A 16,642-nucleotide genomic window follows, 5' to 3' on the forward strand; every position below is an offset into this window, starting at 1 on the left:
GCACAACCAGGGCCAGGGCCAGGGCCACCCCCAGCAACAACACCAGAACCAGCCCCAGCAACCGCACCCACAGCAGCAGCCGCACCAGAGCCAGCCCCAGCACCCGTATCAGCAGCAGCCGCATCAACAGCAGCACCCCCAACTGCCCCACCAACAGCCCCAGTACGGCCAGCAGTACGGCGGCGGGCACCACCCCGCGGGCGCGCCGGAGACCCACCACACCCCCGGCGACGGGCACGCCCCGAACGCCGAGCACCCGCACCACGACGCTCCCGGGACGACGCCCGAGCACTCCCCGGACCACACGGCGGACCACACGGCGGAGCAGCACACCCCGGATCACCACGCGGCGGACCACCACCCCCAGGGCCACGGCCCCGAGCACCCGGCGCCGGCCCACGCCGGCCCGGAGCATCCGCACACCGCTCCCCCGCCGCGCAACCCCGGCATGCTCCCGCCGCCGGACCCGTCGGGCCACCCGCACGCGCCGGAGCCGATGGACCTGGACGAGCCGCACCACCCGCACGACCAGCACGACGCACCGCACGGCGATCACGACGTGCACATGGCGGACGCCGGCCACGACGCCGACCACGACCGGCGTCCACTGCCGGACGCGGAGGACCCGCACCACAAGCACCTGGACCTCGAACCGGATTCCGAGCAGCAGGCGCTGCGCGAGCACGCGCCCGTCCACCGCATCGAGCTGGACCACGTCCACGACCGGATGCGCGACTGGGCGGAGGACGGGCGGCTGTCCCACCTCCTGGAGGAGTCGCACCAGCGTCTGGCGGCGGAGCGGGCCGCGCTCAAGGACGGTGAGCAGCCCCCGCCGACCGCGTTCACGCACCAGGAGCTGGAGCACCACCTCGGCGAGGACTTCCGGCGGATGAACGACGGCGAGCGCATGGCGGTCGTCGCCACGCTCGCCCGCGTGAGCAGCGACTACCACGAGAGCCAGGGCGTCGGCCACAACCCCCACCACGACTCCCAGCCGTACGCCAACGCGGGCGACCGCGCGGACGGCACCCCGGACCCGGCCAAGTCCTCCGACCGGCCGGTGAGCGCGGAGTCACGCGAGAGCGCCAAGCCCAATTTCCCGATCAAGTACCGCAACGAGGGGGACGCGCCGAGCGACTTGGCGACCCTGCACGAGCGGCTCACCGGTAAGGCCAAAAAGCCGACGGTGGCCGAGGTGCACGGCATCGTCGATTCCCTCGGCCGGCACAAGCCCGATTTCTCCGGAAAGAACTACGCGGTGGTCGAAGTCACCGATCACAAGGGCAACACCACCTATATCGTCGATTCCTCGGTGCCCGCCGACCGCAGCGGCGTGACCCCCCCGGCACTCGGAGAAACACCTGCTGGACTGGGTGGAGCGGCAGAATTCGTTGCAGCCCGAGGGCGAGAAGTACCACGTCGCGAGCCTCTACACGGAACGAGAGCCGTGCGGCCGGGGACAGGGGCACGCGCATTGTTCGAGGCTGCTCGATTCCCATACGTCGATGCACGGAAAGCCGGTGTACTACAGCACGACGTACCGCACCGACCCGGAGGGCCTGGAATCGCGCGCGGCGGAGCGCGAGAAACAGCGTCAGAAGTACGCTTCCCAGATCGAGAAGGCGAACCAGATCCAGGACCAGGACGAACGCCGTGAAAAGCTCAAGTCGATCAGCCAGAAGATCAATAACGCGGTGAAGAAGGTGGAGTCGCCGGCCGAGCAGAGCATGACGGCCGAGATGGACGCCCACCTGCGAGTCGTGGGCCAGATCTGGGCAAAGTCAATGACGCACATCGTTCCCCCGCAAGAGAGCACCCCGTGACAGAACCGACCGCCGACCAGCCCCCGCACACCGTCGACCAGGCCACCGCCCGCGTCCTGGACTGGTGGGAGAACCACCGCGGTGACGCGAGCCGGGTCGACCTCGTCGTGGACCGGGACCGGGCCGCCGCCGGGGCGGTGGTGCGGGAGGTGCACCGGCGGGTTCCCGGCAGCGTGCTGCTCGACGCGACCGGCAAGTCGGCGGAGGGCCTGCTTCGTGAACTGCTCGCCGAACTGGGCGTGTTGGAGAAGTGCCACTACTCCTTCGCCTGGGGGCAGGAGATCAGGAGGCTGGGCCGGGACCACCTGGTGCTGATCGACCACGCCCTCTCCGCCGGCCCCACCCGCCGTTCCGCCCAGCCCGGTCTGGTGGTGCAGCGCCTGGCCGAGCAGCTGCGGCTGACCACCGGCATCGGTGTGGTCCTCGCCGTGCCCCCGGAGCACAAGGTGCGCAAGGGGCGGATCACGCTGCGCCTCGCCGCCCCGGCCGGGGCACAGGAACCGCCGGCGTCACCGACCGCGCTCCCCCTGCCCGTCCAGGCGCTCGCCTTCTCCGAGCCGCGCCGGGTCCCGCCGGCCGTGTGGCGGGAGCTGATCACCGCGGCCACCGCCGCCGGCCTCACCGCGCCGGACGCGGGCACCGGAGCGGCCGCTCCCCTCGGGACCGAGGCGGAACTCCTCGCCCTGGCCGAGCGGTTCCCCGACCACCTCCGCTGTGCCGACGGCCACGTCGGTTTCCGCGACGAGAGCACCGCCGAGGCGATCCGCCGGGCGCACGGACCCGAGCTGCCGGCCGCCGTCGGCCGCCACCTGGTCGCCTGGCTGCGGGAGCGGGCGGCCGACTTCCACCACCCCGACGGCTGGGCCGCCTCCGGGCCCGTCGGGCGCTACGCCGCCGACGGCATCGCCGTGCACGCCGTGCAGGCGGGCCTCTTCGAGGAGTTGGTCGGCGACGGGACGGTCGTGGCCCAGGTCCCGCCGGATGTCCTCGTCGACGCCGCGCACTGCGCCCACGACGGCTCGCTCCCCGGCGGCAACGCCGCCGCCGACGCCGTCCACCTCCGCATGTACGGCCTGTCCCGACCGCCTCAGCCCGCGTGGGCGGCCTGGCTGCACCTGATGGCCACCGCCCGCAACGACACCGCGCTGGCGGACGGCATCGCGCGCTCGGGCGTCCGGCTCCCATGGCGGACCCTGTGGACCCACTGGCGTCCCCCGGGCGGCTTCCACCACACGTACCTGCGCCCCGGCGCGCTCGACACCCAGTTCTCCGTGCGCTGGCAGGGCCGTCCGGCCGTCCTCTCCGTCGGGGAAGCCATCCACGTATGGGAGCTGGCGTCCGGTGCGCTCCTCGCCGGGCCCTGGGCCGCGGACGGCGACTTCCCCGCCGAGGCCCGGTCCGCCCTCGCCTGGGCCGCCGGCAGCCGGACCGCCCCCGGGCCGGCCTCGATCGGCGAACTGCGCGCCGCGGCCGACACCGCGGACGCCTGGCAGGGCGCGCTCGAAGAGCTTCTCCACACGTATCTGGACACCGGGTTCGCGCTCTCCCCCGATGCCCCGGCGCCGCTCGTGCTGTCCGGCGCGGGCGGGCTCCTCGCCGTCCAGCCGCGGCCGGGAGTGGGCATCGACGCCCTCCAGCAGCCGGACGTCCAGCTGCTCCTCGGCAACCTCACCGCCGCCGGCCCGGCCGCACCGGCCGACGCCCCGGCCCCCGCGCCGCGGGACCTCGCCGACATCTACGGCACCGGGGCGTACGTCACCACGGCCGCCGAGGACCTCCCCGAGGACCTCACCGACGCCACCGCCCGCCGCGTCCTGACCGGCACCGGCCTCCCCGAGTTCGACGACCAGGGCCTCGCCCTCCAGCCGTCGCACGAGGACCACCTCCAGGAGGTCCCGTGGCCGGAGGACCTCCCCGAACAACCCGACGAACAAGGCCCGTTCCACCGTCTCGGCAGGTGGATGGGCGGCTTCGTCGTCCTCGACGGCCCGACCGGGCACGTCCTGCGCTGCCCTGTCGAGCACGACGACCCCACCGCGGAGAACGGCGTGCGGGTCGCCACCGACCTGGAGAACTTCCTGACGATGGCGGGGCTGTTCGTCACCGGACGCCGCATCCTGACGGAGATCCAGAACCGCGACGAGGCCCATCTGATGCGCCAGCACATCGACGACGCCCTGTTCGCCGTCGACGGGGAGTGCTCCGACGCGGGCGCCTGGCAGTACCCGCTCCACGAGGAGTGAGCGCCCCGGGAGACGGAACCGCCGGCGGGACCGAAGAGGCCCCGCCGGCGGTTGGGTACCGTCCGCGGTCGATCAGCCGCGCGCGTCCGCGATCTGTCGGGACATGATCGTGGTCAGCTCGTAGGCGGTGTGCGAGGCCGCCACGGCCGTGATCTCGGCGTGGTCGTAGGCGGGGGCCACCTCCACCACGTCCGCGGACACCAGGTTGCAGGACGCCAGCCCGCGCAGGATCTCCAGCAGCTCTCGGGAGGTCATGCCGCCCGCCTCCGGGGTGCCGGTGCCCGGGGCGTGGGCCGGGTCGAGGCAGTCGATGTCGATGGAGATGTACAGCGGCCGGTCGCCGATGCGCTGGCGCAGCTGGTCGGCGACCTCGTCGGCACCGCGCCGGTAGATGTCCGCCGAGGTGACGATGCCGAAGCCCATCTTCTCGTCGTCGGTGAGGTCCTTCTTGCCGTAGAGCGGACCGCGGGTGCCGACGTGGGAGAGGGCGGAGGTGTCGAGGATGCCCTCCTCGACGGCCCGGCGGAACGGGGTCCCGTGGGTGTACTCGGCGCCGAAGTAGGTGTCCCAGGTGTCCAGGTGCGCGTCGAAGTGCAGCAGCGCCACCGGGCCGTGCTTCTTGGCGACCGAGCGGAGCAGCGGCAGCGCGATGGTGTGGTCGCCGCCGAGGGTCATCATGCGGGCGCCGGTGCCGAGGATGTCGTCCGCGGCGGCCTCGATGGTCTCCACGGCCTCGTTGATGTTGAACGGGTTGGCCGCGATGTCCCCCGCGTCGGCGACCTGCGCCAGCGCGAACGGCGAGGCGTCCTGCGCCGGGTTGTAGGGCCGCAGCAGCCGCGACGCCTCGCGGATCGCGTTGCCGCCGAAGCGGGCGCCGGGGCGGTAGGAGACACCGGTGTCGAAGGGGACGCCGACGACGGCGACATCGGTCCGGCCGCCGACCTCGTCGAGGCGGGGCAGCCGGGCGAAGGTCGCGGGCCCGGCGTAGCGCGGGATGCGGGAGGAGTCGACGGGGCCCACGGGCTCGTGCGATGCGGTGGTCATGGCGCCGAGAGTAGGGGCCGGCCGACCACCGGGACATGGACATTTGCGGCCCCCGGAGCCTCCGCGTTCGACATTCCGTCCAACGCCCACGGCGTCCGTCGCACGGCGCACCGGTGCGCCCGGCCGGTGTCCGCACCTCGGAACGCCCCGCCCCCGGAGATCCGTACGGGCACAATGTCGCTATGCCGATAGCCGCTGCAGCCCCCTCGCGTGCCGAACTCGTCGACCATCTGGTCCGGACCCGGATCGCGGGGAACGTCGCCACCCCCCGCGAGAACAACCTCCTCCACTACCGCAGGCTCGCGAACGGCGACCGCCACTACTGGTTCGGCCTGGAGCTGGGCGACCGCTGGACGGACGAGCAGGACGTGCTGGCCGTGATGGCGGAGCGCTGCGGCGTCAACGACGACCCGGACCACCGACAGGGCCAGGACACCATCGACCCCGAGCTGACCGTGGACGCCCTGGACCGCGCCGCCGCGGTGCTGCGCAAGGCCGCTGCCGACCGCCAGCGGGTGCTGTTCGCCACCGGCCACCCGGGCGGCCTGCTGGACGTGCACCGCGCCACCGCCCAGGCCCTGCGCGAGCACGACTGCGAGATCATGGTCGTCCCGGACGGTCTGCAGGCCGACGACGGCATGGTCTTCCAGTTCGGCGACGTGGCGATGCTGGAGCGCGGGGCGACGCTGTGGCACACCCACTCCCCGGCGCCGATGGCCGCCGTCCTCGACGGCCTGGAGCGCGCCGGCCGCCCGCTGCCGGACCTGGTGATGGCCGACCACGGCTGGGCCGGTTGCGCGGGCCAGCGCGGCATCCCCACGATCGGCTTCGCCGACTGCAACGACCCGGCGCTCTTCCTCGCCGAGTCCGAGGGCACCGTCCAGGTCACCGTCCCGCTGGACGACCACGTACTGAGCCCGCGCCACTACGACCCGCTCACCGGCTATCTGCTGGCGGCGGCCGGGCTTGACTGAGGGCTCGCTGGCTGACGCCCCCCGGGCGGGGCGGCTCCCCCAGCGATGCCCCGCTCAGCGCACCGTCCTGATCATCACCGTCAGGACCGGCGAGGCCGCTGAGGGCTGGCTCCGGCCGATGTCTTCGTATCCCCAGGTTTCATAGAGGCGGTGCACCCTTCCGTCTCCGGCGGCGGGGTTGACCATGAGGGTGACGTACGGCTCGTCACGGTCGGAGAGAAGAGCATCGTGGATGCGCCGGGCGGTACCAGTGCCGCGCCAGGGGATGCGCACACCGATTTCCTTCAGAGCCACGGCAGGCCGGTCGGTATATTCAGCCGACGGGGCGGGCGTGACGCGCTTCCACCAACGGTCTTCGGAGTCAACGGTGTTGGCGTATGCATAGCCAACGGGATCGCCCTGATCGTAGGCGAGGACAGCCGCCCAACCGGATTCCTCGGAGTGGCGGCCAAGGCGCTCGCCGAAGGAAGAGACTGCGTAGTTCGGAAGGTGCAGGAGGTCGGCACGGACATCGGCATACACATCCATGAGATGTTGCCGGGCTGGTTCGAGCGAGTGGAACGTACGGAGCTCGGTGGTAGACGTCATACCGATTCCTTCCGGGTGGCGTGCGTGTACTGGCTCCACTTGCGGACGGCTGAACTGCCCGGCGCCAGGGAGTGAATCTTGGTGTTGAAGCCGCGGAGCATCTGGGCGACCCGCGGGTGGTGGGCAGCGCTATCGGCGGAGATCGACATGGCGGTGGAGACAGCCGGTTCGAGGTCACCTTGGCCAAGTTGGGCGCATGCCAGGCGAGTGGTGGCGATGGCCTTCGACCGTTGCATGTGGGGTCGGAGAGCTGCCAAACACCGGTGCGCATGCGCTTCGGCCATCTCGTATTCGCCCAGTGCCAGGTACCCGGTGAGCGCAAGGGAATCCAGCTCGGCTTGGTCGTAGAACGAGGTCATCCATACGGGACGATCGGCCCTGAGATCGGCGCAGTCCATCGCACCCTGAGCTTGGTCGAAGCCGCGCCGGGTAGCTGTGACATTTCCCGCAACCCCTTGAATGGCAGCCTGCCTGGCCAGACCGAGGGAAGCGAACAATGGATCACGACGTGTGAGCGAGAGGCTTCGGGCAACATCATTTGCAGCCAGGGCTTCGGCTGGGCGCCTCATGTGCCGGTACAGCGTCCCGGCGTGTGACCAAATTCTGAACTTGATGGCCGGGTCGGCTGCCAATTCGGCAAGGGCTTGCGCTTCCCGCATGTGAGCGATCGCGTCTTCGTAACGCTGACCGTCGATGGCGGCCCACATCGCCGAGGACCGGAATGCCGCCGCACATCCGTAGATGAAGGCACGGACCCGCTGGCTCGCGCTCCCGGAGTTCTGCAAGGCCAGGGCCTCGTCGGCGAGCGCCGCAGCTTTTTGCTCGATGCCGAGCCGGCCGCCGTGGCGGTGGTCGCTCACGATGATCTCGGTAAAGCGCTGTTGGAGCCGGACGACGTCGCTTGCTCCGATGCGGTGGTTGGAGGCGAACGCGGGTGTGGCTGAGGCGGCGGCTAAGGCCGTCCCAGCTGCGAGGAAACGACGACGTTCCACGGCGTCCTCCAAGGGTGCATCGGGCGCGGACGACGGGGCGCGGCCCCGCGGCACGAACCCTAAAGCGGTGGCGGGCAGGCCGGTGACCTTCTCTAGCGCGACCCGGGTCGCCGACTTGGGCCACCGCACCCGGCCCGCCTTCCAGTCACGGATCGATGAGCCGTCCAGCCCACCAAGCCTCCCGGTGAGGTCACCGACTGCCGAATTCACGGCATCGGCCAGCGAGTTGGAGCTGTGACCGTGCTCCTTCATCCAAGCCTCAAGCACTGTGTTCCGCAGGGCGTCCATGTACGCACGGTAGTCCCGCGATCACCAACTCGTCAGCCAAAGCGCCAGTCAAATCGCCCTACGGGCTGCGCCGAAGAAGTCGCCCAATCTCCCTAATCACATCGCCCCGGCACGGCGTTAGCTGGCCATAAGCCGACCGTGACCGCGTCAGCAACGCCTGGAGGACTGAAGCACGATGTCGACTGACTCAACCGCTCGCCACGCCCTCGCCAACGCCGCTCCGCCCCCTCGTTCGGCACACGCCTTACGGACCGACACCAGCACCCTGCCGCCGGCGGCCAACGCACTCCGCCTTCAACAGGGCAGCCCCATCGGATGGGACGCCGTCCCCTCCCTGAAGATGTGGACGGTCGACGAGATCACCGGCAATGCGTGCCCCTGCTGCCACTGCGTCTACAGCCTGGTACGGGAGAAGATCAGCGGTCCTGACGGGCGGCATTCCTGCCGCTTGTGCGCCGCCGCGCTTGGCGTCCCCGTGAGCACGGAAGCCACGCTATGACTTCGGGAAAGCTAAAGAGACTGCCGGAAGTGGGCGATGAGGTCGAATACGCCCCGGGGCGGATGGCCATCGTGACCGATATCCGCGAAGGCATTCCGTACCTGCGAAAGCCGGGAATCAAGGAATGGCGGGTGCAGGATCCGGCGTCTTTAACGGTGATGCGGACTCGTGCCGAACGGATCGCGGCCAACGACTCTTCATGAGGAAGGGAATGCCGTTGGCCCCACCCCACCCGGCTCGCGGTTCTCGCTGACGTCGCGCTTGTAAGAGGCAGTCGACAAGCGAAAGGTCGCGACCGCTGCCACTAAGCCGAGGAGCGGGGCACCGATATTGGTGATATGAGGGAGATCGAGAACGCTGGCCACTCCCTGAGCCTGACACCTGGTCACCGTCACTGAAGGCGGTTCGCCAAACTTCATTGGCGAAGTCAGCTCAAGACTCCCAGCCCGCGTGATCAGCCGCCCTGCACGGGCCAACGCGGGGGTGGGTGGCGGGGGTGTCATGCCTCATGGGCAATGGCACCCCGGAGCCGTAGACCGTTCCCTACCCCCACGGCACCCGGACGACCCCCTCCTGGATCACCGACACCACCAGCTGCCCGTCGGCGGTGAAGATGCGGCCCTGGCCCAGGCCCCGCCCGGCCTGGGCGGTTGGCGACTCCTGGTCGTAGAGCAGCCACTCGTCGGCGCGCAGCGGGCGGTGGAACCACATCGCGTGGTCCAGGCTCGCGCCGACCACGTCGCCCACCGCCCAGCCGCCGCGGCCGTGCGCCAGCAGGATCGAGTCCAGCAGCGTCATGTCGGAGACGTAGGTGACCAGGCAGACGTCGAGCAGCGGACGGGGGATCTCGCCGTCGTCGTCCAGCTTGCCGTGGGTGCGGAACCAGACCTGGGAGCGGGGCTCGCGCGGCTGCCCGACGGTGACGTAGGGCGGCTCGTCGACGTACCGCAGGTCGATCGCGGCCCGGGCCTCCAGCAGCCGCTCGGCGACCTCCGGCGAGAGGTACCGCTCGGCGTGCCGGGGCAGCATCTCGGCGGCGGTGGGCAGCTCCAGCGGATCCGGCGCGGCCGGCATCGGCTCCTGGTGCTCCAGCGCCGCCTCCTCCTGCGCGTGGAAGGACGCGGTGAGGTGGAAGATCGGCTTGCCGTGCTGGACGGCGACCACCCGCCGGGTGGTGAAGGACCGCCCGTCGCGGATCCGGTCGACGGTGTAGACGATGGGTGCGCCGGGGTCGCCGGGGCGCAGGAAGTAGGCGTGCAGCGAGTGCGGCGGCCGGTCGGCGGGGACCGTGCGGCCGGCCGCGACCAGTGCCTGCGCGGCGACCTGGCCGCCGAAGACCCGGGGCACGACCGAGGCGCGGCTCAGGCCGCGGAAGATGTCCTGCTCGATCCGCTCCAGGGCGAGCAGATCGAGCAGCGACTGCAGTGCGTCGTTCACGTGCGTGCGGCCCTTACGCCCTTACAGGCCCATGGACTTGGCGATGATGGACTTCATGACCTCGCTGGTGCCGCCGTAGATGCGGTTGACGCGGTTGTCGGCGTAGAGGCGGGCGATCGGGTACTCGTTCATGAAGCCGTAGCCGCCGTGGAGTTGGAGGCAGCGGTCGATGACGCGGTGGGCGACCTCGGTGCAGAAGAGCTTGGCGGAGGCGGCCTCGGCCGCGGTCAGCTCGCCGGCGTCCAGGGCCTCCAGGGCGCGGTCGGCGACGGCCTCGGCGGCGTCCACCTCGGCCTGGCAGGCGGCCAGTTCGAACTTGGTGTTCTGGAAGGAGGCGACGGTCTTGCCGAAGACGGTGCGCTCCTGCACGTACTGCTGCGCGAACCGGACGGCGGCCTTGGCCTGCGCGTACGCGCCGAAGGCGATGCCCCAGCGCTCGGAGGGCAGGTTCTGGCCGAGGTAGGAGAAGCCCTTGTTCTCCTCGCCGAGCAGGTCCTCGACGGGCACCTTGACATCGACGAAGGCCAGCTCGGCGGTGTCGGAGACCTTCAGGCCGAGCTTGTCGAGCTTGCGGCCGATCGAGTAGCCCTCGGACTTCGTGTCGACGGCGAAGAGGGAGATACCGAAGCGGCGGTCGTCCTCGCGCGGAGCGGAGGTGCGGGCGCAGACGATGACGCGGTCGGCGTGCACGCCGCCGGTGATGAAGGTCTTGGCGCCGTTGAGGACGTAGTGGGTGCCGTCGGCGGAGAGCTTGGCGGTGGTCTTCATGCCGGCGACGTCGGAGCCGGTGCCCGGCTCGGTCATCGCCAGGGCCCACATCTCCTCGCCGGAGACGAACTTGGGCAGATAGCGCTTTTGCTGCTCCTCGGTGGCGAGCATCTGGAGGTACGGCAGGCCGAGCAGCACATGGACGCCGGAGCCGCCGAAGCTGACGCCGGCGCGGGCGGTCTCCTCGTACATCACGGCCTCGAACTTGTGCGAGTCGATGCCGGCGCCGCCGAACTCCTCGGGCACGCGGATGCCGAAGACGCCCAGCTCGGCGAGCTTGTAGTAGAAGTCGCGGGGCGCCTGGCCGGCGGCGCACCAGTCGTCGTAGACCGGTACGACCTCGGCCTCGATGAAGGCGCGTATGGTCTCCCGGAACGCCTCGTGATCCTCGTTGAACACCGTCCGGCGCATGCCCTCGGCCTCCTTCGCCACCCTGCTTGGCTAAGCGTTTGCTCAGCGAAAGCTACCCGCCGGTCACCAAGGCTGTCCAGAGGTGGGACGGGCCCGCGGCCGACCGCGGAAGCGGTGGCCGACGGGCCCGGCAGGGCTTGCCGCTCAGCCCGCCCGGCGGGACGCCGCGACGCCCTCCGCGACCACCGGCGCGACCGCCGCCCCGTCGGCGTCGACCGCCCCGAACGCCCCCAGCGCCAGCCGGTGCAGCAGCCGCGCCATCTCCGCGCGGCCCGGGAGGGAGCCCGGGCGGCCCAGGTGCGGGGTGGAGTTCAGCAGCCCGAAGACCGCGTGCACGGCGGCCCGCACCTCGGACTCCGCCGACTCGGGGTGGACCTGCCGGACGACCTCCACCCACAGCTCGACGTACTGCCGCTGGAGCTGCCGCACCCGCTTGCGGTCGGCCTCCCGCAGGCGGTCCAGCTCGCGGTCGTGCAGGGTGATCAGGGGCCGGTCGTCGAGCGCGAAGTCGATGTGCCCGTCGATCAGTGCGTCGAGCACCGCCGAGGGGGTCTGGCCGCCCTCCTCGATCCGCATCCGGCCGCCGGCCAGCAGCCGCTCGCTGATCCCGACGAGGAGTTCGGCGAGCATCGCGTCCTTGCCGGCGAAGTGCCGGTAGAGCCCGGGGCCGGAGATGCCCACGGCCGCCCCTATCTCGTCCACGCCGACGCCGTGGAAGCCGCGCTCCGCGAAGAGCCGGGCGGCCTCCTTGAGGATCTGCTCGCGGCGGCTGGTCGGGGCGGGGGCGTGCGCATTGCTCATGCCGTCGATTGTAGACAGCCGGGTTAGTGGTCGTTAACCTGAGGGGAAAGAGGTTAACGCCCATTAACCCGCCTGGCCCCGGACACACCCCGCGGCACCCGGCGGGCAGCCGACCGAGCGAGGGGGCCCATAGCGATGGAGGCCATCGAGCAGGCACCGGTGCTGACCGGCACCGACGACCCGGCGTCCGACGCCTGGCGGGCCAACGAGGCCGCGCACCGCGAGCTGTCCGGGCAACTGCGCGAGAAGCTGGCCGCGGCCCGGCTGGGCGGCGGCGAGAAGGCCCGGGCCCGGCACACCGCCCGCGGCAAGCTGCTGCCCCGCGACCGGGTGGACGCACTGCTGGACCCCGGCTCCCCGTTCCTGGAGCTGGCGCCGCTGGCGGCGGACGGGATGTACGACGGGGCCGCGCCGGCCGCCGGGGTGATCGCCGGCATCGGCCGGGTCAGCGGCCGGGAGACCCTGATCGTCGCCAACGACGCCACCGTCAAGGGCGGCACGTACTACCCGATGACGGTCAAGAAGCACCTGCGCGCCCAGGAGGTGGCGCTGGAGAACCGCCTCCCGTGCCTGTACCTCGTCGACTCCGGCGGCGCGTTCCTGCCGATGCAGGACGAGGTCTTCCCCGACCGCGAGCACTTCGGGCGGATCTTCTACAACCAGGCCCGGATGTCCGCCGCCCGCATCCCGCAGATCGCCGCGGTCCTCGGGTCCTGCACGGCCGGCGGCGCCTACGTCCCGGCGATGAGCGACGAGGCGGTGATCGTGCGGAACCAGGGCACGATCTTCCTCGGCGGCCCCCCGCTGGTGAAGGCCGCCACCGGCGAGGAGGTCAGCGCCGAGGAACTGGGCGGCGGCGAGGTGCACTCCCGCACCTCCGGCGTCACCGACCACCTCGCGGAGGACGACGCGCACGCCCTGCGGATCGTCCGCACCATCGTCGCCACCCTCGGCGACCGCCCGCCGCTGCCCTGGTCCGTCCGGCCCGTCGAGGAGCCCAAGGCCGACCCCGCCGGGCTCTACGGCGCGGTGCCGGTGGACTCCCGCACGCCCTACGACGTCCGCGAGGTGATCGCCCGGATCGTCGACGGCTCCCGCTTCGCCGAGTTCAAGGCCGAGTACGGCACCACCCTGGTCACCGGCTTCGCCCACGTGCACGGCCACCCGGTGGGGATCGTCGCCAACAACGGCATCCTGTTCTCCGAATCCGCCCAGAAGGGCGCCCACTTCATCGAGCTGTGCGACCAGCGCGGCATCCCGCTGCTGTTCCTCCAGAACATCTCCGGCTTCATGGTCGGCCGGGACTACGAGGCGGGCGGCATCGCCAAGCACGGCGCGAAGATGGTCACCGCGGTCGCCTGCGCCCGCGTCCCCAAGCTGACCGTCGTCATCGGCGGCTCCTACGGAGCGGGCAACTACTCGATGTGCGGCCGCGCCTACTCCCCCCGCTTCCTGTGGATGTGGCCCAACGCCAAGATCTCGGTGATGGGCGGCGAGCAGGCCGCGTCCGTCCTCGCCACCGTCAAGCGCGACCAGTTGGAGGCGCGCGGCGAGGAGTGGAGCGCGGCGGACGAGACCGCCTTCAAGGACCCGATCCGCGCCCAGTACGAGAACCAGGGCAACGCCTACTACGCGACCGCCCGGCTGTGGGACGACGGCGTCATCGACCCGCTGGAGACCCGCCAGGTGCTCGGCCTGGCGCTGACCGCCTGCGCCAACGCCCCCCTGCCCCAACGGGACGACGCAGCGCCGGCCTTCGGCGTCTTCCGGATGTGAGAGGACCTATGACCAGCTTCGACACCGGCCTGTTCGACACCGTCCTGGTCGCCAACCGCGGGGAGATCGCGGTCCGCGTCATCAGGACGCTGCGCGCGCTCGGCATCCGCTCGGTCGCGGTGTACAGCGACGCGGACGCCGACGCCCGGCACGTCCGCGAGGCGGACACCGCGGTCCGGATCGGCCCCGCCCCCGCCGCCGAGAGCTATCTGTCCGCCGCGCGCCTGCTGGACGCCGCCGCCCGCACCGGCGCCCAGGCCGTCCACCCCGGCTACGGCTTCCTCGCCGAGAACGCCGCCTTCGCCCGTGCCTGCACCGACGCCGGACTGGTCTTCATCGGCCCGCCCGCGGACGCCATCGACCTGATGGGCGACAAGATCCGGGCCAAGGAGACGGTCCGCGCGGCCGGCGTCCCGGTCGTCCCCGGCTCCTCCGGCAGCGGCCTGAGCGACGCGGAACTCGCCGCCGCGGCACGGGAGATCGGCATGCCGGTCCTCCTCAAGCCGTCGGCCGGCGGCGGCGGCAAGGGCATGCGCCTGGTCCGGGAGGCCGACCGACTGGCCGACGAGATCGCCGCCGCCCGCCGCGAGGCCCGCTCGTCCTTCGGGGACGACACCCTGCTGGTGGAGCGGTGGATCGACCGGCCCCGGCACATCGAGATCCAGGTGCTGGCCGACGGCCACGGCAACGTCCTCCACCTCGGCGAGCGCGAATGCTCCCTCCAGCGCCGCCACCAGAAGATCATCGAGGAGGCGCCCTCGGTCCTGCTGGACGAGGCCACCCGGGCCGCGATGGGCGAGGCGGCCGTCCAGGCGGCCCGCTCCTGCGGCTACCGCGGCGCCGGCACCGTCGAGTTCATCGTCCCCGGCAAGGACCCGTCCGGCTACTGCTTCATGGAGATGAACACCCGCCTCCAGGTGGAGCACCCGGTCACCGAAATGATCACTGGGCTCGACCTCGTCGAATGGCAGCTGCGGATCGCCGCCGGGGCACGCCTCCCCTACGCCCAGGAGCACCTCTCCTTCACCGGGCACGCCATAGAGGCCCGGATCTGCGCCGAGGACCCCTCCCGCGACTTCCTGCCGACCGGCGGCACGGTGCTGACCCTGCGCGAGCCGAGCGGCGACGGGACACGCACCGACTCCGGCCTCACCGAGGGCGCCGAGGTCGGCAGCCGCTACGACCCGATGCTCGCCAAGGTCATCGCGCACGGCCCGGACCGGGCGAGCGCCCTGCGCAAGCTGCGGGCCGCGCTGGCCGCCACCGTCACCCTCGGCGTGCCCACCAACGCCGGCTTCCTGCGCCGCCTGCTGGCCCACCCGGACGTGGTCTCCGGCGAGTTGGACACCGGACTCGTCGAGCGGGTGGCGGCCGACCTGGTGGCCGACGCGGTCCCCGACGAGGTGTACGCGGCGGCCGCCGCGGTCCGGCAGGCGGCCCTGGAGCCGGCCGACGACGGCGGCTGGCGCGACCCGTTCGCCGCACCGACCGGCTTCCGGCTCGGCGGCGCGCCCGCCCCGGTGCGGCACTGGCTGCGCGTCCCCGGACAGGACCCGGTGGCCTACGACGTCCGGCCCGGTGTGGCCCCGGAACACTTCGAGGTCACCGCGGACGAGGTGCGGATCACCGTCGAGGGCATCCGGCACACCTTCCACCGCGGCGGCGACTGGCTGGGCCGGGACGGCGACGCCTGGCATGTCGGCGACCACGACCCGGTGGCCGAGGCGCTGCGCGAGGCCGCCCGCGGGCACGGCGTGGACACCCTCGCCGCCCCGATGCCCGGCACCGTCACCGTCGTCAAGGTGGCCGTCGGCGACGAGGTCACCGCCGGGCAGGGCCTGCTGGTGGTGGAGGCGATGAAGATGGAGCACGTGATCTCCGCGCCGCACGCCGGGACGGTCACCGCACTCGACGTCACCCCCGGCAGCACGGTCTCCATGGACCAGGTGCTGGCCGTCGTGGCCCCCCACGAGACCGCCGACGGCGACGCCCCCGACGACCCCGACACCCCCGGCACGGACGAGGAGGCGACGGCATGACCACCGACGGCGCACCGGCGACCGGACTTCCCATGGAAGTGGCCGCGGAGGGCCTGCCCACCCGCGTGCGGATCCACGAGGTCGGTCCGCGCGACGGCCTCCAGAACGAGCAGGCGGTGGTCCCCACCGAGGTCAAGGCGGAGTTCATCCACCGGCTGGCCGCCGCCGGCCTGCCGGTCGTCGAGGCCACCAGCTTCGTGCACCCCAAGTGGGTGCCCCAACTCGCCGACGCCGAGCAGCTGTTCCCGATGCTGGGCGACCTGGACCCGCGGCGGCTGCCGGTGCTGGTGCCCAACGAACGGGGGCTGGAGCGCGCCCTGGCGCTGGGCGCCCGCCGGATCGCGGTGTTCGGCAGCGTCACCGAGTCGTTCGCCAAGGCCAACCTCAACCGCACCGTCGACGAGTCGCTGGCCATGTTCGCGCCGGTCGTCCGGCGGGCCCGGGACGAGAACATGCACGTCCGCGGCTACCTCTCGATGTGCTTCGGCGACCCGTGGGAGGGCCCGGTGCCGATCGCCCAGGTCGTCCGGGTCTGCCGGGCCCTCCTCGACCTGGGCTGCGACGAGTTGAGCCTGGGCGACACCATCGGCGCGGGCACCCCCGGCCACGTCCAGCACCTGCTCGCCGCGCTCAACGAGGCCGGGGTGCCCACCACCCGGCTGGGCGTACATTTCCACGACACTTACGGACAGGCTCTGGCCAATACCTTCGCCGCGCTCCAGCACGGCGTCACCACCGTCGACGCCTCGGCGGGCGGCCTGGGCGGCTGCCCATACGCCAAGAGCGCCACCGGCAACCTCGCCACCGAAGACCTCGTGTGGATGCTGCACGGCCTCGGCATCGAGACCGGCATCGACCTGGGGCGGCTGACCGAGGCCAGCGAGTGGCTGGCCGGGTTCCTGGGCCGCCCCAGCCCTTCACGCACCGTCCGCGCCCTCTCCCGCAAGGAGTGAGTGACC

The 16,642-nt window shown here is 71.8% G+C and carries 14 protein-coding genes; 8 read left to right on the forward strand and 6 right to left on the reverse strand.

Annotated features, from left to right (window positions below; all coding sequences use genetic code 11):
• The first annotated feature begins 1,373 nt into the window (after positions 1-1,373).
• Together JNO44_RS45170 and JNO44_RS17425 are read left to right on the forward strand one after the other, a co-directional pair.
• On the forward strand, positions 1,374-1,823 hold the full coding sequence (locus tag JNO44_RS45170; protein ID WP_420882654.1) for a hypothetical protein: 450 nt from the start codon (positions 1,374-1,376) through the stop codon (positions 1,821-1,823).
• The gene (locus JNO44_RS17425; protein ID WP_205365141.1) at positions 1,820-4,066 is read left to right on the forward strand and encodes an SUKH-4 family immunity protein; all 2,247 of its coding nucleotides are present in this window, start codon (positions 1,820-1,822) and stop codon (positions 4,064-4,066) included. The genes JNO44_RS45170 and JNO44_RS17425 overlap by 4 nt, the downstream gene beginning before the upstream one ends.
• Before the next feature lie 72 nt (positions 4,067-4,138).
• Here JNO44_RS17425 and speB read toward each other — a convergent pair whose 3' ends face one another.
• Positions 4,139-5,110 (reverse strand): agmatinase, encoded by a 972-nt coding sequence (gene speB / locus JNO44_RS17430; protein WP_039636241.1) that lies wholly within the window; start codon positions 5,108-5,110, stop codon positions 4,139-4,141.
• A gap of 182 nt (positions 5,111-5,292) precedes the next feature.
• Between speB and JNO44_RS17435 the strand changes: the two genes are divergently transcribed.
• On the forward strand, positions 5,293-6,084 hold the full coding sequence (locus JNO44_RS17435; protein WP_205365142.1) for a phosphatase: 792 nt from the start codon (positions 5,293-5,295) through the stop codon (positions 6,082-6,084).
• Between the two features lie 54 nt (positions 6,085-6,138).
• Here JNO44_RS17435 and JNO44_RS17440 read toward each other — a convergent pair whose 3' ends face one another.
• Together JNO44_RS17440 and JNO44_RS17445 are read right to left on the reverse strand one after the other, a co-directional pair.
• The gene (locus JNO44_RS17440) at positions 6,139-6,672 is read right to left on the reverse strand and encodes a GNAT family N-acetyltransferase (RefSeq protein ID WP_205365143.1); all 534 of its coding nucleotides are present in this window, start codon (positions 6,670-6,672) and stop codon (positions 6,139-6,141) included.
• On the reverse strand, positions 6,669-7,952 hold the full coding sequence (locus JNO44_RS17445; RefSeq protein WP_205365144.1) for an NsdA family TPR-like regulatory protein: 1,284 nt from the start codon (positions 7,950-7,952) through the stop codon (positions 6,669-6,671). Before JNO44_RS17445 ends, JNO44_RS17440 begins: the two co-directional genes overlap by 4 nt.
• A 175-nt stretch (positions 7,953-8,127) precedes the next feature.
• On the opposite strand from JNO44_RS17445, the gene JNO44_RS17450 reads away from it, so the two are divergent.
• Complete coding sequence (locus JNO44_RS17450; RefSeq protein ID WP_205365145.1) at positions 8,128-8,451, forward strand: hypothetical protein; 324 nt, start codon at positions 8,128-8,130, stop codon at positions 8,449-8,451.
• A 29-nt stretch (positions 8,452-8,480) separates the two neighbouring features.
• On the forward strand, positions 8,481-8,654 hold the full coding sequence (locus JNO44_RS17455) for a hypothetical protein (RefSeq protein WP_235093394.1): 174 nt from the start codon (positions 8,481-8,483) through the stop codon (positions 8,652-8,654).
• Positions 8,655-8,994: 340 nt separating this feature from the next.
• Here JNO44_RS17455 and JNO44_RS17460 read toward each other — a convergent pair whose 3' ends face one another.
• From JNO44_RS17460 to JNO44_RS17470, 3 genes are all read right to left on the reverse strand, one after another.
• Positions 8,995-9,888, reverse strand: coding sequence for an acyl-CoA thioesterase (locus JNO44_RS17460; RefSeq protein WP_205365147.1), 894 nt, complete (start codon positions 9,886-9,888; stop codon positions 8,995-8,997).
• A 21-nt stretch (positions 9,889-9,909) separates the two neighbouring features.
• Entirely contained in the window at positions 9,910-11,067 is a 1,158-nt protein-coding gene (locus JNO44_RS17465; RefSeq protein ID WP_073442350.1) for an acyl-CoA dehydrogenase family protein, read from the reverse strand.
• Positions 11,068-11,211: 144 nt separating this feature from the next.
• Positions 11,212-11,868 carry an SACE_7040 family transcriptional regulator gene (locus JNO44_RS17470; RefSeq protein WP_205365148.1) on the reverse strand — a complete coding sequence of 219 codons (657 nt, stop codon included), beginning with the start codon at positions 11,866-11,868 and terminating at the stop codon, positions 11,212-11,214.
• 144 nt (positions 11,869-12,012) lie between these two features.
• Here JNO44_RS17470 and JNO44_RS17475 point away from each other — a divergent pair, with 144 nt between their 5' ends.
• The 3 genes from JNO44_RS17475 to JNO44_RS17485 are packed head-to-tail and all read left to right on the forward strand — an operon-like array spanning position 12,013 to position 16,636.
• The gene (locus JNO44_RS17475; RefSeq protein ID WP_205369980.1) at positions 12,013-13,644 is read left to right on the forward strand and encodes a carboxyl transferase domain-containing protein; all 1,632 of its coding nucleotides are present in this window, start codon (positions 12,013-12,015) and stop codon (positions 13,642-13,644) included.
• Between the two features lie 8 nt (positions 13,645-13,652).
• Positions 13,653-15,683: an ATP-binding protein gene (locus JNO44_RS17480; protein WP_205365150.1), complete on the forward strand. Its 2,031-nt coding sequence runs from the start codon at positions 13,653-13,655 to the stop codon at positions 15,681-15,683.
• The gene (locus JNO44_RS17485) at positions 15,680-16,636 is read left to right on the forward strand and encodes a hydroxymethylglutaryl-CoA lyase (RefSeq protein WP_205365152.1); all 957 of its coding nucleotides are present in this window, start codon (positions 15,680-15,682) and stop codon (positions 16,634-16,636) included. Before JNO44_RS17480 ends, JNO44_RS17485 begins: the two co-directional genes overlap by 4 nt.
• The last annotated feature ends 6 nt before the right edge of the window (positions 16,637-16,642 follow it).

Origin of the sequence: Streptomyces noursei, assembly GCF_016917755.1 — a bacterium.
In the GTDB taxonomy this organism is placed as follows: Bacteria; Actinomycetota; Actinomycetes; order Streptomycetales; family Streptomycetaceae; genus Streptomyces; species Streptomyces yunnanensis.